The organism is Streptomyces sp. NPDC059564 (assembly GCF_042735575.1).
Taxonomy (GTDB): Bacteria; Actinomycetota; Actinomycetes; order Streptomycetales; family Streptomycetaceae; genus Streptomyces.
In genome coordinates this window covers 1-25,509 of the sequence record NZ_JBHWBP010000054.1, presented here as the reverse complement: position 1 = coordinate 25,509, position 25,509 = coordinate 1, and the positions used below count along the sequence as shown (strand labels likewise).

Sequence of the window (25,509 nt, the reverse complement as noted above, 5' to 3'; positions counted from 1 at the left end):
TCACCGCCGTTCCCGTACCTGCCGGTGACGCTGTGTCGCCCGTACTGGAGCGGCTGAGGGCCGTGGAGTGGGCGGGCGCTGGGGCTTTGCCTTCGGGCGTGCCCGGTCGCGCTTCGTCCTGCTCGCGGAGTATGCGCGGCGGGCCGCGCTGTGGGCTCGGGCGTGTTCGGCTGAGGAAGTGTGGCCCTTCTTCGACGTGACGTCTTACGTCGCCCCGGAGTTCGTGCTCGCGCCGGAGCTCGACGGCGTGCTGCCCGACCTCTACGCCCCCTGGTCCTCTTCTAGGAGCGGGGCGGAGAGCTATTACCTGGTGCCCCTTCTTGAGGAGATTCAACGGCCGGATTTCTCGGAAGCTGAGGTGTTCTGGGGGTCCGACACGTTCTCGGCCGAATGGAGAATGGCTCGCGAGGGCGATTCGGTGAGGATCCAGGCGCGCTGGCACAGCACGCTCGGGAACTATGAGTCGCTGCTGGCCGAGCGGGGCGATATGGTGGCCCGTGCACGAGTGTTCGTCAGCGAGTGGGCGAAGATTCTGCGACGGATCGTGACCGATATCGAGGCGGAGTCCGTGGAGTTGGATGACGATGACATCTTCCTCCGCACCAAGGCCCTGCTCGCGGCCTGAGTTGCAGGTGGTCGCCTTCTTCCCGGGGCCGGGTGCAGCGCACCCGGCCCCGGGAAGCGGGAACGACGGTCGAGTCGGACGAATTCCGGAAGCCGGGGTCAGCCGGCAGTGGACGCAGCGCGTCGGGACGATCGCGGCCGCCGCTGAAGCGGCGTGAAGGGGAGCGATGAGCGTCTTCGTGGCCGGCCATTCGGAGCCGAGGCCCGCCAGCGCGGACTGGGTCAAGGGGCTCGGTGAGGATCTGACCGAGGACATCGGCGCTCTCGGGCCGTCGCCCCGGAAGCTCGGATCCGTATGGACGGACTCCACCTTCTACGTCGAAGCCCGGTTCCGGGTGGACCCGCAGGGCGGCGAGCTGGCGACCTGGGAGGCCGTGGTCGCGGCGGCGCAGCTGGGTTCCGCGGTGTTCCGTACGGCGGGGATGGCCGAGGGATCGACCGAGGTGCGCATTCACCACGAGATGCGTACGCTGCCGGCGACGGGGCCGGTGCCGTATGCGCACGCTCAGGCGTGGATCGAGGCCTTCTGGTTCGCGATCATCACGCGTGATCAGCCGAAGATGACCGCGCTGTGTGAGTTGCCGATCGACGTGCTGCGGGCTTCGGGTGCGGATCACGACGATTACCTGTACCACTGGGTGGCGACGCTCCAGGCGTACTGGCTGAAGCGGCCGGAATTGGTGCCGGAATTGACGCTGACGTTCCAGCGGTCGCATCCGGATGTGGCGGTGATCGCGGGGCGGGAGTACATCCAGCGGGTGGCGTATCCGCCGATCAACCTGTTCTACAAATTCCTCCAGAAGGACGAGGAGGGTTTCCATGCGACGCTGCTCGAAGCCCTCGAACTCCACAAGCAGTACTGGACGGCCACGCCGGAGCGGGCCGACGACATCGACGGTCTGGTGCCGCTCGGCCTTCTCGCCGTCGCGTGCCTGGCGTACGACGGCGGGATCCCGGTCGGGGTCGAGTCCCCGTACCTGCCCGAACACCTGCTGAAGCGGTCCTGGGTCGGGGAGTTCGAGGTGTGATGCGCGGTCTCGTGCCAGGGGGACGGCCTTGATTGCCGGCACACCCGTCGCGCGGTGGTCCTGGGGCGAACCCGGACACGAGACCGATCTGGTTCGAGAGGCCGTCCGCCGGTTTCTCTCGGCGCTCGGGGCCCTGGAGCGGTATCGCCTCGGAACCCCGCACGGTGGGCGCGTTGCCGTAGAGGTACCCGGGATGGGCCGTCGTGGCATCCTGCTCCGCGCGGATTTCCCCGTCGGTGCGCTGACCGCGGATGTCGAGGCGCTGGTGGTGCGGATCAAGGAAGGCATCGCCGCCGGTGAGATCGGGGGTGTGAACCTCTACGCCTCGTGCGACGGCATCGTGGAGACCGGTGCCGGTGGGGGTGAGGTGGTGGAAGGGCTCTTCGAGCTCACCGCCGCGGTGTCGGAGGGGTACTTCCACGTCGGTCTGACGGCCTTCTCCGATGCCTGGATGCCGTCTGATCTTCGGGGGCGCGCGCAGGAGGCGGTGTTCGCGGCGAACCGGCCGCGTCTGGCCTCGGCCCTCGCGGAGATCGCCGAAGAGCTCGACGTGGCGATCGACCCCGAGGACGCCACCTGGTTCGGCTTTCCGACGGAATCGGGCATCGAGAACCACTACGAGCCGCGCGATGCGGCCGACCTGGACGCCTACCGGGCCGGTCTCGTGTGGCTGGACCGGCTGCAGGAGGCGTATGACCGAGGGCTGTCGCCCACCGCGGCACTCGTCGAGCTGGGAAAGTGTTCCGGTGATCCCGTGGCGGGGCGGCCCGAGGCGAACGCGGCGGTCGACGTGGACGAGTTCGGGAAACTGGCGCTGCTCGCGCTGGAGTAGCAGCGGCCGCACGCTCGCCGTCGACTGGCGGGCCGCGACGGGTAGGTTCGAGAACGGCACTTCTGTCCTGTTCGGTGGTGCGCCGAATGGAGAGGATCCGTGAGGGCGATGAAGCGGAGTCCGCTCCCGGGCGGGGGAGGAGGGCCCATGATGCGCCGGCTGCGGGCTGTGGAGTGGGACATGCGGTGGGACCTGGCGTTCGAGCACGTCGGGTCGCGGCGGGTGCTGATGTGGGAGTACTTGAGGCGGGCCGCCGTGTGGGCGCGGGTTTGGGGGGCCGAGGAGGTGTGGCCCTTCTACGACGTCACGGCTTACGTCGACCCGGAGTTCGAGCTCGGGCATGAACAGGCGGAGCAGCTTGAGGAGTTGCTCCGCGGGGTGCCCGGCGAGGAGCTCCGGCGGACGTGTGCGGGGGCCGTGCGGCTGGCGGAGCTGCGGGTGCGGGAGCCGGCGCTGGTGGCCGGGCTGCCGGACCTGTACGAGCCGGTCGTCCTGTTCTACGAGCGCGGCGGGTCGTTCACCCGCGACTGCTCGGGGGGCTTCCTCGACCTGGTCGGCGCGCTGTACAAGCCCGGGCCGTTGCGGGGGTTCCTCGGCAGCCGGCCCGTCGGCGTGCTCGGTGACGACGTGCTCGACGCGCTGGAGGCCGAGGGGCGGGTCACGTACCACGCCCCCGAGGCGGGCGGCGGGCCGCTGCTGCGCCGGCACGGGGCGGGGGTCGACGTGCTCGGGCCCGGGCTGCGGTGGGGCGCCACCGACCGCGATCCGGAGGGCGGGGAGGGGCTGGTGCGGATCGGCCAGCTGGAAGCCGCCCGGCGGATCGGGCTCGCCGTGCAACCGGGGGCCGTGGTTTCGTCGTCGTGAGGGGGCGTACTAGCGTCGGGGCGGAGAGGGAAGGGGGTCCGGGATGGCGGCCGAGGATTACGACAGTCAGTTGCTGGAGTCCGTCGCCGTGCGGCGGCGCAGAATGCGGGACGCCGTGCTGTTCGGGGCGCAGCGCGGGCGGCGGGTTGCCGACGAGCGGGTCGGGAAGGCCGTCGCCGGGCTGGTGATCGCGGCCGTGCTGTGCGCGGGCTGCGTCGGCTGGTCGTTCATCTCGCACCGGCTGATCGGCAAGGTCGGCAACCCGGGGCAGGTCAGTACTCGGTGATAGGTTCGGGCGCGTGGTGAGCATGGGGGCGGGAAGCGGTACGGCACTGAGCCGGGTCACCCTGGTGGGTGAGCGGCGGCGGATGGACCTCGTACTGCCCTCACAAGAACCCGTCGGGCGGCTGCTGCCCGACGTCATACGGATGCTGGACGACCGGGTGGCCGCGCAGCCGATGCTGCGCCACCTGGTGACCGGCGACGGGTCGGTACTCGAACACGACACGACCCTCGCGGACGCGGGGATCGCCGACGGTGCCGTACTGCGGCTCGTGCGGGTGCAGGACGTGCCGTCCGCGCCCGTGGTGCACGACGTCACGGACGAAGCCGCCGAGGACCTCGACGTACGCGCCTGGCGCTGGCGGCCCGCCGCGCGGCGGATCACCGCCGGGGCCGGGCTGGTCGGGTGGGCGCTGCTCGCCGGGTGGTTCGCGCGGCGGGAGTTCGCGCCGGGCACCGTGGCGGGGGTGCTGCTCGCGGCGGCCGCCGTCTGCGGGGCCGTCGGGGCGCTGGCCGGACGGCTGAAGCGGTCCGGGCTCGCGACGGCGCTGCTGGCGACCGCCGGGGCCGTCGGGGTACTCGGGGCGTGGACCCTGGGCGACGCGCAGCACTGGGGCTGGATGGGACGGCTCGCCGCCGTGGCGGGAGCGCTCGCGGTGGGGCTCGCGCTGCTGGGGTGGTTCACGCCGCTCGGGCGGGGCGGGTTCGTCGGGGCGGTCACCGTGGCGGCGCTGACCGGCGGCTGGGAGGCCGTAGCCGTCGCGCAGGGCGGCGCGGGGGCCCGTACCGGGGCCGTACTCGCCGTCGCCTCGGTGGTCCTGCTGGGGCTGCTGCTGCGGCTCGCGCTGGCGGCGGCCGGACTGACCGGGCTCGACGACCGTCGGGCGCGGGGGGCTTCGGTCAGCCGGTACAAGGTCGCGACCGCGCTCGGCGCCACCCACCGGGGCATGGTGCTGGCCACCCTCGCCACGGCCGTCTCGGCGGGCGCGGCCGGGGTGCTCGCGCTGCGGGAGCCCGACGTCTGGACGGTGTCGCTGGCCGTGGCCGTCGCCGCCGTGCTGTGGCTGCGCGCGCGGGCGTTCCCGCTCGTCGCGGAGGTGGTCGCGCTGCTGCTGGCCGGGGCCGCCGTCACCGTGGCCGCGCTGCTGGTGTGGGCGCAGCGGGCCGGTGCGGCCGGGCCGCTGGCGGCGCTGCTGGCGCTGGCGCTGGCCGCGCTCGGGGTGCTGGCCGTCCAGCCGCCCGAGCACGTACGGGTCCGGCTGCGGCGATTCGGGGACACCGCCGAGTCGCTCGGCGTCATCGTGCTGTTCCCGCTGCTCATCGGGGTGTTCGGCGTGTACGGGCGGCTGCTCGGCACCTTCGCGTAAGGGTTGCGACTCAGACATGTCAGACATGAGCCAGAGCCGGCGTGACGACTGGCAGGCCGGGGTCCTCGGAGAACTGACGGGCACCCCCACCCAACCTCGCGAAGCGACCCCTTCCGAGCCCGGGCAGGCACCGATACCGCCGCAGGACGCCGGCCACGCGCAGGGCGCCTCCGCCCACGCCCCCGCCCCGCAGCCGCGCCCGTACGTCCCCGCCCCGCAGGTCTCCGCCCCGTACGCCGCCGCCCCCCAGGGCGCCCGCGCCCCCGAGACCGTCCCCGTGCCCGGTACCGAAGCCGCCGGCCGGCCTCGGCACGGGGATCCCGTCGGGCGGCGCGTGGTGCGGGCCGTGCGCGGGGCCGTCGGGGGGTCCGCCGCGCGGGCCGTCGCCACCGAGACCGGGCTCGCCACACAGGTGCAGCAGCCCGTCACCACCGGACGGCACATCGTCGTCACCAGCATCCGCGGCGGCTCCGGCAAGACCACCGTCACCGCCCTCCTCAGCCGTACCTACAACCACTTCCGCCACGACCCGGTCCTCACCCTGGAGGCCGACGCCGCCCTCGGCACCCTCCCCGTCCGGCTCGGCGTCGAGTCCCTGCGCTGGACCTGCGGCGACCTCGCCCAGATCGTCCGCCCCTCCATGCAGCTCACCGACATCACCGGCTACCTCGTCCCGCTCGCCGACGGCGGCTGGCTGCTGCCCGGCAGCCAGGGCCGGATCGGGGCCCAGGTCGACGTGGCCACGTACCGGACCGTGATGGTCGCGCTGCGCCGCTACTTCGGCGTCACCGTCGTCGACTGCGAGACCCTGCCCGGCGAGGTGGCCCGTACCGCCCTCGACACCGCGCACGCCCGCGTGCTCACCACCCCCGCCACCGCCGAGGGCCTCGTCTCCACCCACGCCGTCCTCGACTGGCTCGCCACCCTCCCCGTGCCCGTCCTGCCCCGCACGGTCGTCGTGCTCACCTGCCAGTCCCCGCACCCCGCGATCGACCTCGGCAAGGCCGTCGAGCGGCTCCGCGCGACCGGCGCCGGGGTCGTCGTCCTGCCCTACGACCGCCACCTCGCCTCCGGCGGCGCCGTCCGCACCGAACTCCTCGGCGCCGAGACCCGGCAGGCGGCCGTACGGCTCGCCGCGGACGTGCTCCAGCGGGCCCTCGAACTCCCGGCGGCCGGTGCGGCCCGATGACCCAGCAGCTGGTCCACCGGCCCGCCCGGGGCACCATGCCCCCGGCCCCCGCCGAACCCCACAGCATCGAGGCCCCGCCCAACCTGCCCGAAGGCAAGATCGGCAGCCCGGCCACCGCCCTCCTGCCGATGGCGGGCGTGATGGGCTCGGTCGTGATGATGACCGTCATCCGCAACAGCCAGTTCGCCGCCGTCGGGGCGATCGTGCTGGTCTTCGCGCTGTTCGGCGCCGTCGCCCTGTTCTGGTCCCAGCGCGGCAAGGCCCAGCGCACGCGCCGCGCCCAGCGCGAGCGCTACCTGGAGTACCTGGAGGAGGAGCGCGAGGCGCTCGGAGCCCGCGAGAAGGAACTCCGCGAGGAGGCCCGCCGCCTCAACCCGCCGCCGGAGGCCCTCTACGACCTCGTACGCGACCCCGCGCGGCTGTGGGAACGCCGCCGCGCCGACCCCGACTTCCTGCGCCCCCGCCTCGGCACCGGCGACGTCGCCGTCCAGCCCCTCGCCCTCGGGGCGGGCGCCGGCGGGGTCCTCACCCCGCCCGACCGGTTCATGCTCAACGAGGCCGGCGCCCTCATGTCCCGCTTCGCCCGCGCCGGCGACTTCCCGCTGACCGTCCCCCTCGACCGGGCCGGGAACATCAGCGTCGTCGGCGACCGCGAAGGCGTCCTGCGCGTCGCCCGCGCCCTGCTCGTGCACACCGCCGTCCTGCACGCCCCCGACGACGTCGCCATCGCCCTCGGCGTCCCCGGCGACCGGCTCGCCGCGGACTGGGAATGGGCCAAGTGGCTCCCGCACGTCCTCGATCCGCAGGAACAGGACGGCCCGGTCGCCGCCCGGCGGATCGCCCCCAGCCTGCCCCAGCTCGCCGACGTCCTCGCCCCCGACCTGCGCCGCCGCGCCTCCTACGCCGCCGAGGTCCGCCGGGGCCTGTCCGACCGGCGCGCGCTGGCCCTCGCCGGCCGGCTCCTCGTCGTCAGCGACGAGTACGGGGAGAACGCCGTCGAACTGCCCCGCCCCGACACCGCGGTGGGCCTGGCCGACATGAACACCACCGTGCTCCACCTGCTCGCCGAGCAGGTCCACGAGCCCGACGAGGTGACGATACGGATCACCGTCGACGGCGGCCACGTCACCGTCCGGGACCTGCGCACCCCGCAGGCCCCCGCCGCCGAAGGCCTCTGCGACGACCTCGGCCCCGCCACCGCCGAGGGCCTGGCCCGGATGCTCGCCCCGCTGCGGCTGTCCGCCGAGTCGGTCGCCGAGGGCACCCCCGTCTCCGGGCCGGTCGACTTCATGGGCCTGCTCGGCATCACCGACCCCGCGGCCCTCGACGTCCAGCGCCTGTGGGCCCCGCGCGGGGAGCGGGACTTCCTGCGCGTCCCGATCGGCATCGACGACCGCCACGGACCCGTCCTGCTGGACCTCAAGGAGTCCTCGCAGCTCGGCATGGGCCCGCACGGACTGTGCGTCGGCGCCACCGGCTCCGGCAAGAGCGAGCTGCTCCGTACGCTCGTCCTCGCCCTGGTCACCACGCACGCGCCCGAGGACCTCGCGATGGTCCTCGTCGACTACAAGGGCGGCGCCACCTTCGCCCCCTTCGAGAAGCTCCCCCACGTCGCCGGGGTCATCACCAACCTGGAGAACCAGGCCGGACTCGTCGAACGCGTCCACACCAGCCTCGCGGGCGAGGTCAAGCGCCGCCAGCAGGTCCTCAAGGACGCCGGCCACGTCGCCGACATCGGCCACTACGCCGTCCTGCGCGCCGAGAACCCCGAACTGGAGCCGCTGCCCCACCTGTTCGTCGTCATCGACGAGTTCGGCGAACTCCTCACCGCCAAGCCCGACTTCATCGACCTGTTCCTGTCCATCGGCCGCATCGGCCGCTCCATCGGCGTGCACCTGCTGCTCTCCAGCCAGCGCATCGAGGGCGGCAAGCTCAAGGGCCTGGACACCTACCTGTCCTACCGGCTCGGCCTGCGCACCTTCTCCGCCGACGAATCGCGCACCGTCCTCGACACCACCGACGCCTTCCAGCTGCCCCCGCTGCCCGGCTTCGGCTACCTCAAGGTCGACACCTCCACCTACACCCGCTTCAAGGCCGGTTACGTCTCCGGCCGCTACCGGGGCCCCGCCGGCGACCGCGACCGCGCCGCGGAAGGGCCCCTCGCCCTGCCCTACCCCACCTTCAACACCCTCCAGGACGCCGCCGGTTCCCCCGAGGACGGCGAGGAGAAGCCCACCGCCACCGCCCGCGAGACCGGCCCCAGCGTCCTCGGCGTCATCGTCGACCAGCTCGCCGCGGCCGCCCCGCCCGTCCGGCGCATCTGGCTCCCGCCGCTGCCCGACGCGATCCCCCTCGACGCCGCCGCCGGACCGCTGTCCGTCACCGCGCGCGGACTCCGGCTCGGCGACGGCCCCCGCCCGCTCATGCGGGTGCCGCTCGGCGTCCTCGACGACCCCGCCCGCCAGTGGCGCGGCCCCTGGGAACTGGACCTCAAGGTCGCCGGCGGGCACGTCGCCGTCACCGGCGGCCCCCAGTCCGGCAAGACCACCCTGCTGCGCACCCTCGCCCTGTCCCTCGCGCTCACCCACACCCCGCAGGAAGTCGCCGTCTACGGCCTCGACCTCGCCGGGGGCGGCCTCGCCGCACTCGCCGGACTCCCGCACGTCGGCGGGATCGCCGGCCGGGCCGACCGCGAACGGGCCGCCCGTACGGTCGCCGAGGTACGGGCCATGCTCGCCGCCCGCGAGCAGCTCTTCCGCGAGCACTCCGTCGACTCCGTCGACCAGCTGCGCCGCCTGCGCTCCGACGGCGGACTGCCCGAACTGGCCTCCACCGACATCGTGCTCCTCGTCGACGGGTACGGCGCCCTGCGCGAGGAGTTCGCCGAACTCGACGAGGCCGTCACCGACCTCCTCAAGCGCGGCGGCGGCTACGGCATCCACGTCGTCGCGGGAATGCTCCGCTGGAACGACGTCCGCATCGCCAACCAGTCCCTCTTCGGCAGCCGCGTCGAACTGCGCCTCGGCGACGCCGCCGACTCGGCCATCGACCGCAAGCTGTCCGAGACCCTCTCCCCGGACACCCCCGGCCGGGTCCTCACCGACGGCAAGCTCTTCGCGCAGACCGCCCTGCCGCGCATCGACTCCCGGCACGGCACCACCGACCTCGCCGCCGCCCTGGAAGAGGCCGCCTCCACCGTCCGCGCCACCTGGCACGGGGACATCGCCTCCCCCGTACGGGTCCTGCCCGCCCGGCTGCCCGCCGCCCGGCTGCCCTCCGCCGACGAGGAGCCGTACCGGATCCCCATCGGCGTGGACCAGGACGTCCTCGCGCCGGTCCTGCTGGACCTCTTCGAGCAGGACCAGCACCTGCTGATCCTCGGCGACAACGAGTGCGGCAAGACCAACCTCCTCACCCTCATCGCCCGCCAGCTCATCGCCCGCTACGGCGAGGAGGAACTGGTCTTCGCCGTCTACGACCCCCGGCGCGGACTGCGCGGAGTCGTCCCCGAGCCCTACCGGGGCGGGTACGCGCACAACGCGAAGATCGCCTCCGCGCTGTCGGCCGGCATCGCCAAGGAACTCGACAAGCGCCTCCCGGAGGACGGCATCGACCCCGACGCCGAGCCGGGCGAGGGCCCCGGCTTCGCCGGACCGCGCATCGTGGTCCTCGTCGACGACTACGACATCCTCACCACCGCCGGGCAGCAGCCGCTCCAGGCGTTCGTGCCGTACCTGCCGTCCGCCCAGGACATCGGGCTGCACTTCGTCGTCGCCCGGCGCGTCGCCGGATCCTCCCGGGCCCTGTACGAACCGCTGCTGACCACCCTGCGCGAATCCGGCACGACGGCCCTCGTCATGAACGGCGAACGCTCCGAGGGCCAGCTGTTCCCGCAGCTGTACGCGAGCGCCCAGCCGCAGGGCCGCGGCACGCTGGTCCGGCGCGGGCGGCCGCACCAGACCGTGCAGACCGCGCTGGCCGGCCCCCTCACCCAGGAAGCACCGTGACACCGTGACCAAGGACGTCATCGCCCTCACCCCCGCCATGCCCGACACCGCCGCGCTGCTGGTGGCCCTCGCGGCGGGCGGCACCGAGCTCGACGCCGCGGCCACCGCCGACGGGGCCGTGATCCAGCTGCTGGGCGCGGGAGGCAGGCCGCTGGTCTCGGTCGAGGCGCCCGTACTGGTCCAGGTGCCCGGCGAGGTGGAACGGCTCCTCGGCACCTCCGCGCGGACCCCCGTCTGGTGGACGGAGACCCGGGCCTCCACCGCCGTCCCCGAAGCCGCCGAGCTGGCCGGGGCCGTGGCCGGGCGGCTCGCCGAGGTGCTCGGCGGCGCGGTCTGGCCCCCGGGCGCCGGGCGCGTCACCGCGGTGGAGGTCGGCTCCGCGGCCTCGGCGGCGCCCGCGCCGGTGGGGGCCCTGCCGACCGTCGACGTGGTCACCGAGTCCACCGCCGTCGTCCTCGCCGACCGGCCCGTGATCCCGCTGACGGCCTGGCTGTCGGACGTCCTGCGCACCACGGCCGGCTTCGGCGCGGCCCTGCACATCGTCACCCCGGCCCACTGCCGGCTCAGCCTGCCGCTGCGCACCGCGCTCACCGGCGCGCCGAACCGGTGGGTCGTCCAGGACCCCGACTGCGGCTACTACGACGGCCTCTCCGGTGCGGTGCTGAGCTGGCAGGACGGCACCTTCGCCCCGGTCCGCGACGCCGCCGGGAAGACCCGGGCCGCCGCCGCCTTCGGACGGGCCGACGCCGCGGAGGCGGGGGAACGCCGACTGACCGTGTCGTTCCGTACGGAGCACCCCGCCGACGGGGAACTGCTGCTCGGCCGGTCCGTGGAAGCCGCCTGGCGCGCCCTGACCGGGGAGCCGCCCGCGGGCTGGGGCACCGCCGAGCCGGTGAACCTGCCGTGGTCGCCGCGCCAGCTGACCGGCCTCGCGCGGGGGCGGATGCCGGAGCCGACCCTGCTCACGGTGGTGGGGCCGGACGCGCTGGCCCTCGTACGGGTGAGCCGCACGGCGGCCGGGGTCGAGGAGGACGTCACCCTGACCCTGGGCCACGGGCCCTCCGACCCGCTGCCGCTGCCCGCGCTCGCCGGTCTCGCCGAGACGCTGGTCGACGGGCACGGCCTGGTCAGCATGCTGGCCTCCGTCGGGCCGGGCCGACGCGACCTCGGCGTGGTTCCGCGGCTGACCGGGGCGCCGCTGCCGGTGTCGTTCACCCTGGGCGGGGCGGGCGTGGCCGAGGCCACCCTGACCCACGCCCGGCGCCCGCCGCTGGCCCTGCGTCCGGTCCAGATCGGCCCGGCCCACCGCCCCGGCCTGCACTACCCCCTGGGCGACGCCACCGACCCGGCCGCCTGGGACACCCTCTCGACGCTCCTGACCCACCTGAGGGCGACGGTCTGACGGCCCGCTCCGCGGAATCCTCCCCGCCCCGCCCTTCCACCGTTCCCGCCTCAGACGCCGGCGCGGCTCACTACACGGCGCTCCGCGCCCGCGCCTCAAACGCCGGCGGGGCTGGAATTGCCCTCCGGGCAATTCAGCCCGCCTGGTGTAGGCACAGGTGTCGGCGGTGATCAGCCAAAATCCAGCCCCGCCGGCGTTTGAGGCGCGGGGTCTGGGGCGGAGCCCCAGGAAGCCCCGGTCAGGCTACAGACCGCCCGCGCGGACCAGGCCCGTTTCGTAGGCCAGGACCACGACCTGGACCCGGTCGCGCAGGCTCAGCTTCGTCAGGATGCGGCCCACGTGGGTCTTCACCGTCGCCTCCGAGAGGACCAGCCGGCCCGCGATCTCGCCGTTCGACAGGCCCTGGGCCACCAGCAGCATGACCTCGCGCTCCCGCTCCGTCAGCCGCTCGACCTCCTTGTTCTGCGGCTCCTCCGACGTGGACGGCAGCATCGGCGCGAACCGGTCCAGCAGCCGCCGGGTCGTGGACGGGGCCACCACCGCGTCCCCGCTGTGCACGGACCGGATCGCGGCCAGCAGCTCCGCCGGCGGGACGTCCTTCAGCATGAAGCCGCTCGCCCCCGCCTTCAGCCCGGAGAACGCGTACTCGTCCAGGTCGAAGGTGGTCAGGATGATCACCTTCGGGTGTTCCTCCGGCTCACAGATCCGCCGCGTCGCCTCGACCCCGTCGAGCTTCGGCATGCGCACGTCCATCAGCACCACGTCCACCTTCGTGGCCCGCAGCACCTCCAGCGCCTCCAGGCCGTTGCCCGCCTCGGCGACGACCTCCATGTCCGGCTGAGCGGCCAGCACCATCCGGAAACCCGTGCGCAGCAGCACCTGGTCGTCGACGAGCATCACGCGAATGGACATCAGTTACCTCGACCTCGTCATCTCTTCTTGAGCGGAAGCAGCGCGCTGATGCGGAAGCCACCGCCCGGCCGCGGGCCCGCGTCCAGGGTTCCTCCGACCATACCGATGCGCTCCCGCATACCGATCAGGCCGTGTCCGGCGCCGTCCGCGCCGCCGTCCTCGTACAGTTCGTGCGCCGCGCCCCGGCCGTCGTCCTCGATCAGGAGGCCGAGCCCGTCGTCGAAGTAGACCAGCCGGACGCTCGCCGTCGCCTCCGGGCCGCCGTGCTTGCGGGTGTTCGTCAGAGCTTCCTGCACGATCCGGTACGCGGTCAGCTCGACCCCGCTGGGCAGCTTGCGCGGGGCGCCCTCGACCTCGAAGTCCACCGTCAGCCCGGCCGCCCGTACCTGCTCGACCAGCACCTCGATCTGCTCGACGTCGGGCTGCGGCACGTAGTCCTCGGACTCCTGCGGTTCGCCGGTGCGCAGCACGCCCAGCAGCCGCCGCATCTCGGCGAGCGCCTGCCGGCCCGTCCCCGAGATGGTCTGGAGGGCTTCCTTGGCCTGCTCGGGGGCCACGTCCATGACGTACGCGGCGCCGTCGGCCTGGACGACCATCACCGAGACGTTGTGCGCGACGACGTCGTGCAGCTCGCGGGCGATCCGGGCGCGCTCGGCGGCCACCGCCACCTTGGCCTGCGCCTCGCGCTCCTTCTCCAGCCGCTGGTTCCGCTCGACGAGCTGCGCGTAGTAGGCGCGGCGGGTGCGCAGCGAGTCGCCCATCACCCAGGCGAGGGCGAACGGGACCATCACGAACAGCGTGAAGAGGACGGCCTCGACGCTGCTGGTGCCGGGGCCCTTGTCCACGCCGAAGCGCGCGAAGTACAGCGGGGACGCCAGCAGCCCGATGCCCAGCGCGGTGCGCGAGACCCAGCGCGGCACGTCGCCGGCGGCCACGGTGAAGAGGATCACCAGCATCGCGAAGTCGTACAGGTTCGCGGGCGGCCCCAGCACCAGCTGGTAGACGCCCGCGCCGACGGTGAGCCAGAACATCGGCACGGTCCACTTGCGCCGCAGCGCGACGGCGGTGCACAGCGCGACCACGCACGGGACGGCCAGCAGCCGGTCGAGCGTGCCGGCATCGGCCTCACCGGCGTCGCTCGCGACGATCAGCATCGACAGCCCGAAGAGGAGGACAGCCCAGAAGCTGTCGACGCCCGTCGGGTGTCTGCGGATGAAGTCGTAGAGGCGCTGCACGTAACCCAGAGTAGGGAAAGGAGATAGGTGCTGGAGTCAACCACAGGTGCGATCCCTGGGACGGGGGCGTACTCCCCAAGGTGGAGGGTGACCTTAGCCTTTGTGGGGTGAGCGCTGAGGGTGGAGTCAGGGGACCGGTCCGGTGGCGGGCCGCGATGGAGGCCGCGCTGTACGGGCCGGGCGGGTTCTACGTGCGGCCCGGGGGCCCCGGGCCCGCCGGGCACTTCCGGACGTCCGTGCACGCGTCGGCGCTCTACGCGGGGGCCGTGGCCCGGCTGCTGTGCGACGTGGACGAGGCGCTCGGGCGGCCGCGGCGGCTCGACCTGGTCGACGTCGGGGCCGGGCGCGGCGAGCTGCTGACCGGGGTGCTGGCGGCGCTGGCGCCGGAGGTGGCGGAGCGGGTGCGCCCGCACGCCGTGGAGCGCGCGGCCCGGCCCGAGGGGCTGGACCCCCGGATCCGGTGGGTGGCGGAGCCCCCCGAAGGGACGACGGGGCTGCTGTTCGCGAACGAGTGGCTGGACAACGTACCCCTCGACGTCGCGGAGGACGGCCGCTACGTCCTGGTCTCCCCGGACGGTACGCAGACCCCCGGCGGCCCCCTCGACGGGGCGGACCGGGCCTGGCTGGAGCGGTGGTGGCCCGCCGCGGCGGCGGAGGAGGGCGGCCGGGCGGAGATCGGCCGGGCCCGCGACGAGGCCTGGGCGGCGGCCGTCGCCACCCTGGAGCGGGGCCTGGCGGTCGCGGTGGACTACGCGCACACCCGCGCGGCCCGGCCCCCGTACGGCACCCTGACGGGGTTCCGGGAGGGCCGGGAGGTCCCGCCGGTCCCGGACGGGAGCTGCGACGTCACCGCGCACGTCGCGCTCGACGCCTGCGCGGGGCCGGGCGCCGGGCTGCTCACCCAGCGGGAGGCCCTGACCGCCCTCGGCGTCTCCGGCGGCCGCCCGCCGCTGGCCCTGGCCTCCACCGACCCGGTGGCGTACGTCCGGGCCCTGTCGGCGGCGGGCGAGGCGGCGGAGCTCACGGCCCGGGGCGGCCTGGGCGACTTCGGCTGGCTGGTCCAGCCGGTCGGGATCCCGCCGTGGCCGGCCGCTTAGGAGTCCGGAGCAGCGGCCCGGCCCCGACGAGGCCCGCCAGGGGCGAGCCGTGCGAGGGGCGCGTGGCGCGTGGAGATCAGAGCCGCTTGGCGCTGCGCAGGGTCGTCGCGTAGTAGCCGTTGCCGTCCAGGTGCGAGGCGCCGCCCTTGTCGCCGATGGTCGGGCCGTTGGCCTCTTCCCGGCTGGAGATGAAGACGTTGTGGCCGTCGGCGTCGGTGCCCAGGTAGATGCCCGTGTGGTCGAGGCGGTCCTTGGTGCGGGCGTCGAGCTTGAAGAACACCAGGTCGCCCGGCTGGAGCACGTCGATCGACGCGGGCCGGTGCTCCGGGCCGACGCCCCCCAGCGGGATGACGTCCGCGCCGAGCGCGGAACGGGCGATGCCGTTCGCGGTGCGCGGCAGGCCGGCGCCGGGGGTGTCGTCGGGCATCAGGGGGTAGCGGGCCCGGTAGCCGAAGACGGTGCGGACGAAGCCCGAGCAGTCCATCGACCGGTAACGGGCGGGCTGCGGCTGCCGGGTGACGCCGTTGCGGAAGGTGTACGGCTTGCCGAGGTAGTCGTAGAAGTCGGACTGCTCCAGGCGCAGGTCGTTGCCGACGGAGCCGCCGGGGTTGAGCGGCCCGAAGGCGGCGTCGCCGGCGTAGGGGGTGCCCTGCGGGTCCTTCTTGACCGGGGCCTGGTCGCCGTACTGGAAGGCCATCGCGAAGACGTCGTCCTCGCGGCTCCCGTAGTACTTCTTGAACCAGTCCTTGAACCACTGCTGGTTCTCCGCGCCCTGCTTCCACGCCTCCGGCAGGAGCCGGACCCAGTTGTCGGTGACGACCCGGGACGTGGTGGTGGCGGGCTCGCTGAAGGTGCGGCTGGGGCCGGTGAGGGTGGCCGTGCGGGCGCCGTCGGTGAAGGTGGCCAGGACCTGTCCGCCGCCGTCGCGCAGTACCGACCGGGCGGGGCGCTGGACGCGTTCCCACTTCTGGGCCCCGTTCGCGCCCGCCGTGGTGCCGGCCGCCGTGTTCTCGCCGACGACGACGTGCACGGCGGGCGTCTTGGCCTGCTCCTCGGTGCGCAGGGCGTAGGTGAGGTAGGCGCTGCCGGCCAGCAGGGCGAGCACGGTGGCCGTGTGCAGCGCGGTGCGGGTGCCGCGGCTCTTCTTCTTCGACGGGGCGGTCATGCGGGCGGGCTCCGGGGCGGTGGGGTGAGGGGGCGGGGGCGGCGGGGGCGTCAGGCGGTCGGCATGACGCCGAGCAGGATCCCGGCGGTCAGGACGACGTACGTCATGAGCGTGGCGCTGCCGGTGGCGAGCAGGGTGGCCCCCTTGGGCTGGCGGACCAGCTGGTAGGCGATCAGGCCGGGGACGATGAAGCCGAGGGTCTGGTTCGCGTACAGGAGCGGGAACTCCATCTGGAGCACGATCACGACGGTGGCCTGGAGGAGGACGCCGATGAGGACGACCGCGGCGAAGAGGCGCTTGCCGTAGAGGATGACGAACTTCTGCGTGAGCAGGGTCAGGACGTACGTCGTCACGGTGATGCCGACCACGAGGGCCGCGCGCTGGAGGTCCTCGATGAGGGTCAGCGCGAGCCACCCGGGGGTGATCATGCCGCCGGGGGAGAGGTTGGTCGTGAGGTAGCAGAGCAGGGAGAACAGCAGGCCCAGCGCGATGCCGATCGCGGCGATCTCGGGGGTGAGGACGGCGGGGATCAACGGGGCTCTCCTGGGCGGTACGGCGGTTGCCCTGGCCGGGCGTCGGGGTGGTGCGGCTGCGGTTGCCCTGGCCGGGCGTCGGGGTGGTGCGGCTGCGGTTGCCCTGGCCGGGCGTCTGGGTGGAGCGGCTGCGGCTGCGGCTGCGGCGGGTGTGGCCAGGCCGGTACGGGGGTGGCCGCGCCGATGCCGTACGGGTCGGGCCCAGGCCTCGGGGTCTGCCCCTGCGGGGCGGCCGCGTTACCGCCCTGGCCGTACGGGGCTCCGGCGTAGGGGGCCTGACCCTGCGGGGCTCCCGCGTGCGGGGCCTGCCTCTGCGGGGCTCCCGGGTGGGTGGCCTGTGCGTACGGGCCCGTCGGCCAGGGGGTGGCCGCCTGTGGCTGCTGCGGATATCCGGGCGGCGGGTACGGGTGCCCGGCGTTCGGCTGCCCCTGGTACGGGGCCTGCGGGTGCGGCTGCCCCAGGTGTGGCTGCCCCTGGTACGGCGTTTGCGGGTGCGGGTGCCCCGCGTTCGGCTGCCCCGCGTACGGAGGCTGCCCGTAAGGCTGCCCCGCGTACGGAGGCTGCTGGTACGACTGCTCCGCGTACGGGGTCTGCCCGTAAGGCTGCCCCGCGTGCTGCTGTGCCCCGTACGGGATCCCCGCCTGCTGCGCCCCGTACGGGATCCCCGCGTGCTGTGCCCCGTACGGGATCCCCGCGTACGGGTCCGCGCCGGGTGGAGCCTCCGCGTACGGGTCCAGGGGGCGGGTGAAGGCCGGGGCGGGCTCCTGCGCCCGTTCCTCGGCAGCCGGCTCCGGTTCGGACTCGTCCGGGGGGAGTTCCGCGAGGTGTTCCAGCAGGACCTCGCCCTGCCCGTGGATGTTGCCGATGGCCACCAGCGAGGAGTCGGCCCCGAGGTGGCCCAGCAGCTCGTTCATGAACTCCTCGCCGTCCCGCTGGTCACCGCCCAGGTCGACGGCCCGGTCGCGCCACTCGGACGGGATCGCGTCGATGGCGCTCTTCGCGGGGTGTCCGATCACGAACACCGTGTCCGGCCGGAGTTCGGGAACGATCGCGCCCATCTGGCCGTTGCGCTCGACCCGGTCGGGCCGGCAGTTGATCACCACGTTCAGCGGGCGGTCCACCGCGCCCAGGTCCAGCAGCTGGTTGATGTTCATCAGCGTGGATTCGGGGTCGTTCGCCGCGAAGACGTTGGCGAAGCGCAGCCGCTTGCCGCCCGGCGCCAGGTACCGCTCGACCGACAGCACGCCCGGGTCCGGCGGCGCCTCGTACATGCCCTTCAGGGCGGTGGCCCGGTCGACGCCGAGGAGTCCGGCGACGGTGAGGGCGATGGCGACGTTCTCCTTGAAGGTGAACCAGCTGAACCCGCGCAGCTCCTCGTCGGAGACGGTGTCCGGGTCGGCGTAGACCAGCTCGCAGTCCCGCGCGTCCGCCTCCTCCTGGAGCACGTCGAAACGCTCCTTCTCGGCGGTGACGCAGATCCCGCCGTGCGGCATCGAACGCGACAGGGACCGGGCGATGTCGTCGAGGGTCGGGCCCATCTCGGCGACGTGGTCCTCGCGGACGTTGCACAGGACGCCGATGGTCGACTGGATCAGCTTGGACTGGTTGATCTCCTGGAGCGCCGGCATGACCGCCATGCACTCCATGACCAGCGCGTCCGGCCGGTACGCGGCGGCGCGCCGCACGATGCCGATCTGCTCGACCACGTTGGCGATGCCGAACTTGCGGTAGACCGGCTCCTCGGTGGCGTCGGGGTGGATGAACCGGGCCGCCGTGCCGGTGGTCTTCGCCACCGTCGTCAGGCCGCCCCCGCGCAGCGCACCCGCGCACAGCCGGGTGATGGAGCTCTTGCCGCGGATGCCGTTGACCAGCACCCGGTGGGGTATCCGGTCCAGGCTGGCGAAGTGGCGGCGCTGCTCCACGATCCCCGCCACCAGCATGATCAGGCAGGAGACGAGCAGCACGCAGTAGAGGAAGAGCACGGGATCAGTTCCTTCCGGCCGCGCCGGACGGCGGTCCGGCGGCCTGCTTGCGCTGCTGCTGTCGCTGCTGGAGCTGCTGCCGGATGATCTCCAGGCTGCGGGTGACGGCGCCGACCTCGTCGTGGTGGCGCGGGTAGAGCACCGAGCGCCGGTCGCCGTCGGCGAGGGCCTCGGCGCGCCGGGCCAGCTCGCGCAGCGGCGCGATCACGATGATCTGGAGCCAGCCCAGGCAGGCGGCGCCGACCGCGAAGCCGAGGAGGCCGGCGAGGACGGTGCGGTTCTGCAGGCTGTACTCCTGGATGGCCAGGCCCTTGGCGGACTGCCGGCTGACCACGGTCCACTTCAGGTCCCCGGCCGCGCCGCCGCCCGAGAAGGGCGCGGCGGCCGCGAGGACGGGGTCGCCGCCGCTGCGGTAGAGGACGCCGGTGGGCCGCGGGGTGGTCTTGCGGGCGGCGGGGCCGTCGACGAGGGCGTCGAGGCGTTCGTCGTCGAGCTTCTCGAAGGCGCGGTAGCCGTCGTTGGAGGCGATGATCCGGTGCTCGGCGTCGACGACGCGGATGTCCCCGAGGCCGGGCCGCTTGAGGAGGGAGTTGAGGAAGTCGATGCGCAGCTCGCCGACGACGGCCGTGCCCTCCTTGGCGGGGACCGGGGCGGTCGCGACGATCACCGGGGTGTTGCCGCCGTCGTCCAGGGCCACCGGCGCCTTGCGGGGTCCCTTGCCGTCGGCGGCCTTCGGGCTGCCGCCCGCCCGGGCGAGGATCTTGCCGGAGGGGTCGAGGACGTAGAGGGACTGGTAGCGCAGGTGTTCGTCGGCGGTGCGCTCCAGGACGGTGGTCATGTGCTCGGGGGTGGTGTCGCCGTCCATCAGCGAGGCCACGGACAGCAGGTCGGCCTGGCTCTCGTTGAGGGCGCGCCGGACCCGGTCGTTGAGGGTGTCGGTGCGCTCGCGCTGGTCGCTGACCAGCTGCTTCGGTACGACGACGGCGTCCCCGGCCCGGTTGACGAGCAGCCCCAGCGGTACGCACCACGCGAGGAGCAGGACCGCGCACAGCGCGAGGAGCGTACGGGTACCCGTACGGCGCCGCCGGGGGCCGCGGGAGGCGGGCGCGCCCGGGGTGTCGTACCGCAGCTGTACGCGCAGCCGCTCCAGGGCGGCGGCGATCCGGGCGGCCTCGCCGCCGCGGGGCAGGGCGACGGGGCGGGTGAGGTCGCCCCGGGTCAGGCGGCGGCTCTCCAGGAACAGGGCGATCAGCGGGCGCTGCACGGTGGCCACGAGCAGGGCCACGACGAGGGCGCCGACCAGGAGCAGCGCGCCGGCCAGGACCAGGCCGGCGAAGGCGTCGGCGGTGCGCGCGGGGTTCTGCGGCACGTTGACCATGGCGACGACGGTGAGGTCGAGGCTGGTGGCGGTGGTGCCGACGCCCGCTTCGGGTCCGGCGAGGCTCGCGTAGCCGGCGGCGGCGCGGTTCTTGCCGGACTCGCCGCCCAGCAGGCTGCCGCTGACTCCGGGGAAGCCGCCGGAGCCGGGTTCCTTCACGGTGAGGGGGTTCGCGCGGGTCTTGCCGGCGGCGGTCTTGGCGAAGGAGGCCAGCTGCTTGGTGTCGCGCGCGGCGTCGGTGCGCCGGGTCCCGGTGACCATCTCGGGCTGGGGGATGCCGTCGCTGCTGAGCACCGCGCCGTCGGCGCCGACGACGGCGATGGAGCGGGACGCGCCGAGGCTGATGCCGGGGAAGCGCAGGCTGCTGGAGGCGACCAGCAGTTGCTGGGGCTGGTCCTTCCAGTTCAGGAGCGAGAGGGTGAGCAGCCGGGTCTCGCCGCCGGGCAGTCTGACCATGCGGGGGGCCAGGCCGCCCTCGCCGGAGAGCTTGGTGCGGTCGATGGCGGTCAGCGGGAGGTTCTCGCCGCGGGCGGCGAGCAGCCGGCCGGTGCCGATCTCGACGACGGCGGTGCCGCGCCACTTCTGGTAGACGCTGCCGATGCGGTCGAGGACGGCGTCGGGGGCGGCGGGCTTGCCGGTGGAGAAGAGGGCCGCGGCCCGGTCGAGGTCGGTGACGCTCTCGTCGAGGGAGGCGCGCAGGGCGATGGCGCCGTCCTCGGCGAAGTGCTGCTGCGAGGTGAGCACGGCCTTGGACAGCCGGTCCTCGTGGAGGGTGCCGAGGCTGAACGCCGTGAATCCCGCCAGGGCGAGCAGCAGTACCGACAGCACGGTGATCGGGGGCCTGATGCCGCCGAGCAGGGACATGTCGGCCCTGCGGCGGGCCTTGCGCCGCCGCGCGGGGCGCGAAGCGGCCACGGCGGGGTCCTTCCCGGGGGGACCGGGGGGTCGGACAGGGGCGATTTTCACTCGGCTATTTTCGGCCAGTGATGACTGCGAAATTCACAAAAAACGTAACGATCGTTGCGATCCTGTGCGTAATGATCTTGGCTGCGGCCGTTTATGTCGCTTTCATGCCCTCTTATGTGGTCGAAAAGGATGCGGCACCCGCCCCTTCGCCTGTGGCGCGGGACACGGATCTGCTGGCCAGGGTGACCCGATTCACCTCGCAATTCGGGGTGACGGGCGGATATCGCACGCCGACGCGGGCGGAGAGGGACGCCCTTGTGGAGGGCGTTTCAGCCCTTTTCGAAGGGAATGTCGATAAAGCCCGTACGCGGCTCGCCGACGTGGACTACCGCCTCGACACCTTCACCGACGGACCGGGCGGACGCCGCTTCGCCGAGGTCTCCGACGCGGCCGCCCGCCCCGGATCCGCGAACCGCGGCTGGGGCCGCGTGTACGTCGACCTCGGCGGGCCCCCGCGCTGGTCGGTGCAGGTCCCGCACCCCATCGCCGACCAGGACACCGAACGGCTCGGAGCCGAGGTGCTGCGCGGCGCGCCGGGCGGGGTCATGGTCCTGGCGGGCGCCCACCGCAAGGCGGGCTCGGGGGCGGGCATGGACGCGGACTCGGGCACGGGCGGGGGCGGTGAGGAGGAGGGGGACGCGGCCGCCTCCGGGAGTGCGGCCGCCGCCAAGGACCCGGCCGACATGGCCCACCGCACCGACTCCGTCTTCCACGCCGTCGTCGCCGAACTGACCCGCCGGGGCCTGCCCGGCATCCAGCTCCACGGCTTCGCCGACTCCTCCGCCACCGCCGGGGCCATCGTCTCCACCGGCGCCGGGACCGCGGCCGCCGCCGACGCCGAACGGCTCGCCGGGCAGCTCCGGGACCGGGGGATCACGCCGTGCCGCGCCTGGACCGACGCCTGCCGGCTCGCGGGGCGGGGCAACGAGCAGGGCCGGCTCGCCGCCGAGCGCGGAACGCGCTTCCTGCACCTCGAACTGGCCCGCTCCGTCCGGGCCGACCCCCTCCGCACGGCCGAGACCGCGCGCGCGGTCACGTACGTCACCACGCGGTGGGCCGGGGAAACGGCGGGGGCCGCCACCCCGACGACGGGATGACGGCCCCTGTGGCGCCTGCGGAGGTGCCTGCCGCGGCGCTTGCAACGGTTCCTGCCGCGGTGCCCGCAGCGGTTCCTGCCGCGGTGCCCGCAGCGGTTCCTACTGCGTGATGTCGTGGTCGTGGCCCGGGCGCAGACCGCCGCCGTTGCCCGAACCCGTGGTCGGCTTCGAGACGACCGGCTGCGTCAGCGGGGCCAGGTCGTAGGCGTAGTGGCCGACCGCGTTCGCGATGACGTCGACGTTGATGTCGAGCGCCTTCTGGTCGATGTTGGTGATGTCGTCACCCTTGCCGTGGTAGTTCACGTCGTACGCGACGCCCGCCTGACCGCCGAACTTCGTCGCCTGCGCGGGCGTCTTGATGCCCTCGGCGCCCGTGTCCGTACCGCCGGACGGGATGCCCGCCTCGATGAACGGGCCGTAGTCGGAGCGGCCGGTGAAGTCGCTGCCCTCGTGCGGGATCTTCTGCGTGTCGAGGAAGTCGGTGATCTGCTTCTCCAGCTGCGCCGAACCCTCCGGGCCGGGGCCCGAGCCGACCTTGTCGGAGTCGTCGCCGTCGTAGACGAAGTACGCGGCGTTCGGCGAGGCGATCATGTCGAAGTTGAGGTAGAGCTTGATCTGCTTCTTCTGCTCCGGGGTCAGCGAGGCCACGTACGCCTCGGAACCGAGCAGGCCGAACTCCTCCGCCGACCACCAGGCGAACTTGACCTTGTTCTTGATCTTCGTCTGGCTGCTCGCCAGGCGCTGCGCGACCTGGAGGATGCCGGCCGAGCCGGAGCCGTTGTCGTTGATGCCGGGGCCCGCCGCGACCGAGTCGAGGTGGGCGCCGAGGAAGACGGTGTTGTTCTCGTCGCCGCCCCGCGTCTCCGCGACCACGTTGAACGTCTTGCGGTTCTCGCGCAGTTCCCGGAGGTCGAGGGTGAGCTCGACCGGGCCGGCCGCGGCCTCGGCCGCCAGCTTCTCGCCCTCCGCCTGGGAGACGCCGCCCGTGGGGACCTTGCCCGCGGCCGGGTCGCCGAGGGTGCCGTTCAGGGCGCCCTCCGTGTTGTTGTAGATGACGGCGCCCACCGCACCGGCCGCCGCCGCGTTCGCCTGCTTCACCGCGAAGGTGCAGCCGCCGCGCTTGACCAGCGCGATCTTGCCGGTGAAGGTGCCGGACGCGAAGTCGCCCGGCTCGCAGCCGTTGGTGCCGTCGGCGTCGACCGGGGCGACCGCGAGCTGCGCGGTGATGCCGTTCTCCGGGCCGCTGGCCGTGTACGTCATCAGGTGGATCGGGACGTCGCGCCCGTTCGCGCCGTTGACCTGCAGCTTCTGGGAGATCGCCTCGACGTACACGAAGTCGAACTCGTTCCGCGTGACCGCGTACCCGGCCGCCTTCAGCACGGCTTCCACGTACTGGGCGGACTGCACGTGGCCCTTGGAGCCCGCCACGCGCGTGCCGTTGTTGTAGTCGGCGAGCGACTGGAAGACCTTCAGGTGGTTGTTGGCGCCCTTGCCGGTCGCCTCCTTGACCAGTTTCCTGGCCAGCGCGTCACCCCTCGCGGCATCGCTCTCAGGGCTGCCGGTGGCACCCGCCGGACCGGCGAGGAGGAGCGGGGAGACGAGGGCCGCGGCCGCCAGTGCGGCGGTTGCTGCGGCTATACGGCGAGAGGGCATGAAGGTCCTTTCACGGCCCGCGGGCAAGGGCAATGGGGTGAGTGGTGGACGCACGTTAGGCATCAACAGGCCGCTCTCGCCAGGGTTTTAACTGCTTCCGGTTTGTGAAATCCGTATATCGGTGACTCTGCGCCGACGAAAACCGGCCACTGTTCGGAGCAGGGTCAGCGCAGAATGCCCTCGATGAAATCGGAACCTATTCGCGCCACCACGGACAGATCCAACTGATGCTGTACATAACGCCCTTGGCGGCGCGTGTGCAGCAGCCCCGCCTTCTTCAGCACCGCCAGGTGCCGGGACACCTCCGGCGGGGTGATCCCGTAGACCCGCGCCAGTTCGCTCGTCGTGTACGGGGCCCGCGCCAGGCTCCGGCACAGCATCATCCGCATCGGGTGCGCCAGCGCCTCCATCCGGCGCGTGAGCAGCTCCACCGAGCCGGGCGCGGAGCCCAGTTCGGGCGAGTCCAGCGGGTAGTGCACCACCGGGCGCCAGCCGGGCGCGTGCAGCACGAGCAGGTGCGGCCAGCCGAAGTTCGTCGGTACGAAGAGCAGACCGGTCCCGATCCGCGGATCGGTGGCCGTGGCCTGGCCGTTGACCATCTTGTCGGCGGTGATCGTGGTCAGCCCCTCGTCCACGCTCAGCGCCGCCGACACCTCCCGCAGCGCCGCGGGCAGCCCCTTGCGGCGCAGCACCTCCGCCTTGTGACGGGCGTCCGCCGTCTGCCGGGGCTCCAGGCGCCGCCAGGTCTCGTCGAAGAAGGCCTCGCCGCAGTCCTCCAGCAGCCGGCGCATCCAGACGCGCACGGAGTCCGTGTCGTCCAGCAGCCGGACCGAGAACTCCAGCTGGCGGGGGCCGCGCGCGGCGGCCGCCTCCAGCGCCTTCGCCCGGGCGCCCGCGTCCTTGAGCGGGGAGGGGCCGCCGCCCTCGTTGTAGAGGGCGAGCCAGCAGTGCTCCAGGGCGGCCATCACGAACCGCTCGTCGTCCATCCGGTCGAGGGTGTCCAGGTCCTCGGCCAGCGTCGCGCCGGGACGGCCGCTGCCGCCGGGGACCCCGGCGAAGGGCATGAAGATGTCGGAGAAGGAGCTGCGCCACATGAAATCGGCCTCGAGGAGCCGGTCCGCCAGGCAGGGGTCCAGCGAGGCCTTGGTGGCGGTCGTCCAGGAGTGCAGGCCGGGGTGGTGGGTCGGCTGCGACAGCGCGTGCAGCGCCATGCAGAGCTCGGCCAGCGGGGCGGGCGCGAAGACGATCCGCTCCTCGGGGAGCCCGGCGATGTCGATGGTGACGCTCATCGCCCCATTCTGGCCGGTGAGGGGCCCGCCCGGGATGCCGGGGTACGCCGCCACGCGCGGCCGCCGCGTCCCGGACCCGGGGGCTCCGGTGCAGGTCGGAGGCCTCGATTGACGGGGAACGTCAATCGTCGCGCGGGTTGCCGCCGACGGGGTGAGGGTGGATGCATGAGCGCCATCGAGCAGTACCTCCTCGACACCTACCGCGCGGCCCAGCACGGCACCCCGCCGCCCCCGCCGCCGGGCCGCGACGACCTGTCCGTCCTGCGGGCCATCCGCACCCAGGCCCAATTCCGAGCCGTCCTGGACGGCTCCCCGTCCACCCACCCCTGGCTCCACGCCCTCCGGCGCCTCTTCCCGGGGGCGAGGGCGTGCTGAGGGGGGCGGGGGCGAGGCGCGGGCCCGCCATCTCCCCCTCGACCCCCGAAGCCCAGCGGCGCCTGCCCACCCGCCACCCGCCCTGCGGGTCGGAGCCCGGAAGGGGTTCCACCCCGGCGGCGTCGGCCATGCCCGGCAGGAGCTGCGGAGGGACGGGATCCGAGCCGGTCCGGATCAGGGAGGGTATGGGGGTTTCCCGTCAGTCTCATCGTCCTTCCGCGTCGGGACGGCC

At 73.5% G+C, this 25,509-nt stretch carries 19 protein-coding genes and 1 pseudogene; 12 read left to right on the top strand and 8 right to left on the bottom strand.

Features of this window, described 5'->3' with window-relative positions; translation table 11 throughout:
- Positions 1-67 precede the first annotated feature (67 nt).
- From ACFV0Q_RS12930 to ACFV0Q_RS12890, 9 genes are all read left to right on the top strand, one after another.
- Positions 68-625 carry a hypothetical protein gene (locus ACFV0Q_RS12930; RefSeq protein WP_385004476.1) on the top strand — a complete coding sequence of 186 codons (558 nt, stop codon included), beginning with the start codon at positions 68-70 and terminating at the stop codon, positions 623-625.
- A gap of 166 nt (positions 626-791) precedes the next feature.
- A complete protein-coding gene (locus ACFV0Q_RS12925) occupies positions 792-1,652 on the top strand; it encodes an immunity 49 family protein (protein ID WP_385004474.1) in 861 nt (286 codons plus the stop codon).
- A gap of 28 nt (positions 1,653-1,680) precedes the next feature.
- Positions 1,681-2,484, top strand: a complete 804-nt coding sequence (locus ACFV0Q_RS12920) for a hypothetical protein (protein ID WP_385004472.1) — start codon at positions 1,681-1,683, stop codon at positions 2,482-2,484.
- A gap of 147 nt (positions 2,485-2,631) precedes the next feature.
- Entirely contained in the window at positions 2,632-3,348 is a 717-nt protein-coding gene (locus ACFV0Q_RS12915) for a hypothetical protein (protein WP_385004470.1), read from the top strand.
- 43 nt (positions 3,349-3,391) lie between these two features.
- On the top strand, positions 3,392-3,634 hold the full coding sequence (locus ACFV0Q_RS12910; RefSeq protein WP_385004468.1) for a hypothetical protein: 243 nt from the start codon (positions 3,392-3,394) through the stop codon (positions 3,632-3,634).
- A gap of 13 nt (positions 3,635-3,647) precedes the next feature.
- Entirely contained in the window at positions 3,648-4,997 is a 1,350-nt protein-coding gene (eccD, locus tag ACFV0Q_RS12905; RefSeq protein WP_385004466.1) for a type VII secretion integral membrane protein EccD, read from the top strand.
- Positions 4,998-5,013: 16 nt separating this feature from the next.
- Positions 5,014-6,186, top strand: a complete 1,173-nt coding sequence (locus ACFV0Q_RS12900; protein ID WP_385004464.1) for a hypothetical protein — start codon at positions 5,014-5,016, stop codon at positions 6,184-6,186.
- Positions 6,183-10,193: a type VII secretion protein EccCa gene (gene eccCa / locus ACFV0Q_RS12895; RefSeq protein WP_385004462.1), complete on the top strand. Its 4,011-nt coding sequence runs from the start codon at positions 6,183-6,185 to the stop codon at positions 10,191-10,193. Before ACFV0Q_RS12900 ends, eccCa begins: the two co-directional genes overlap by 4 nt.
- A 4-nt stretch (positions 10,194-10,197) precedes the next feature.
- Positions 10,198-11,595 carry a DUF6177 family protein gene (locus tag ACFV0Q_RS12890; protein ID WP_385004460.1) on the top strand — a complete coding sequence of 466 codons (1,398 nt, stop codon included), beginning with the start codon at positions 10,198-10,200 and terminating at the stop codon, positions 11,593-11,595.
- A gap of 243 nt (positions 11,596-11,838) precedes the next feature.
- Here ACFV0Q_RS12890 and ACFV0Q_RS12885 read toward each other — a convergent pair whose 3' ends face one another.
- Both ACFV0Q_RS12885 and ACFV0Q_RS12880 read right to left on the bottom strand, forming a co-directional pair.
- Positions 11,839-12,507: a response regulator gene (locus ACFV0Q_RS12885; RefSeq protein WP_385004458.1), complete on the bottom strand. Its 669-nt coding sequence runs from the start codon at positions 12,505-12,507 to the stop codon at positions 11,839-11,841.
- 17 nt (positions 12,508-12,524) lie between these two features.
- Positions 12,525-13,742 carry a sensor histidine kinase gene (locus ACFV0Q_RS12880; protein WP_385004456.1) on the bottom strand — a complete coding sequence of 406 codons (1,218 nt, stop codon included), beginning with the start codon at positions 13,740-13,742 and terminating at the stop codon, positions 12,525-12,527.
- A 155-nt stretch (positions 13,743-13,897) separates the two neighbouring features.
- Here ACFV0Q_RS12880 and ACFV0Q_RS12875 point away from each other — a divergent pair, with 155 nt between their 5' ends.
- The gene (locus ACFV0Q_RS12875) at positions 13,898-14,839 is read left to right on the top strand and encodes an SAM-dependent methyltransferase (protein WP_385004500.1); all 942 of its coding nucleotides are present in this window, start codon (positions 13,898-13,900) and stop codon (positions 14,837-14,839) included.
- 76 nt (positions 14,840-14,915) lie between these two features.
- Here the strand turns inward: ACFV0Q_RS12875 and ACFV0Q_RS12870 are convergent, their stop codons facing one another.
- From ACFV0Q_RS12870 to ACFV0Q_RS12855, 4 genes and pseudogenes are all read right to left on the bottom strand, one after another.
- Positions 14,916-16,004: an NlpC/P60 family protein gene (locus ACFV0Q_RS12870; RefSeq protein ID WP_385004454.1), complete on the bottom strand. Its 1,089-nt coding sequence runs from the start codon at positions 16,002-16,004 to the stop codon at positions 14,916-14,918.
- A 50-nt stretch (positions 16,005-16,054) separates the two neighbouring features.
- Positions 16,055-16,537, bottom strand: coding sequence for a poly-gamma-glutamate biosynthesis protein PgsC/CapC (locus tag ACFV0Q_RS12865; protein WP_385004452.1), 483 nt, complete (start codon positions 16,535-16,537; stop codon positions 16,055-16,057).
- Between the two features lie 787 nt (positions 16,538-17,324).
- Positions 17,325-18,519: pseudogene (gene pgsB / locus ACFV0Q_RS12860) on the bottom strand (poly-gamma-glutamate synthase PgsB); the annotation flags it as partial.
- Positions 18,520-18,523: 4 nt separating this feature from the next.
- Positions 18,524-20,761, bottom strand: a complete 2,238-nt coding sequence (locus ACFV0Q_RS12855) for a HAMP domain-containing protein (RefSeq protein ID WP_385004498.1) — start codon at positions 20,759-20,761, stop codon at positions 18,524-18,526.
- 422 nt (positions 20,762-21,183) lie between these two features.
- Here ACFV0Q_RS12855 and ACFV0Q_RS12850 point away from each other — a divergent pair, with 422 nt between their 5' ends.
- Positions 21,184-21,960, top strand: a complete 777-nt coding sequence (locus ACFV0Q_RS12850) for a hypothetical protein (RefSeq protein WP_385004450.1) — start codon at positions 21,184-21,186, stop codon at positions 21,958-21,960.
- A gap of 99 nt (positions 21,961-22,059) precedes the next feature.
- Here ACFV0Q_RS12850 and ACFV0Q_RS12845 read toward each other — a convergent pair whose 3' ends face one another.
- Positions 22,060-23,613: a M28 family metallopeptidase gene (locus ACFV0Q_RS12845; protein ID WP_385004448.1), complete on the bottom strand. Its 1,554-nt coding sequence runs from the start codon at positions 23,611-23,613 to the stop codon at positions 22,060-22,062.
- 164 nt (positions 23,614-23,777) lie between these two features.
- Entirely contained in the window at positions 23,778-24,902 is a 1,125-nt protein-coding gene (locus ACFV0Q_RS12840; protein ID WP_385004446.1) for a DUF5937 family protein, read from the bottom strand.
- Positions 24,903-25,067: 165 nt separating this feature from the next.
- Here ACFV0Q_RS12840 and ACFV0Q_RS12835 point away from each other — a divergent pair, with 165 nt between their 5' ends.
- Positions 25,068-25,277: a hypothetical protein gene (locus ACFV0Q_RS12835; RefSeq protein WP_385004444.1), complete on the top strand. Its 210-nt coding sequence runs from the start codon at positions 25,068-25,070 to the stop codon at positions 25,275-25,277.
- The last annotated feature ends 232 nt before the right edge of the window (positions 25,278-25,509 follow it).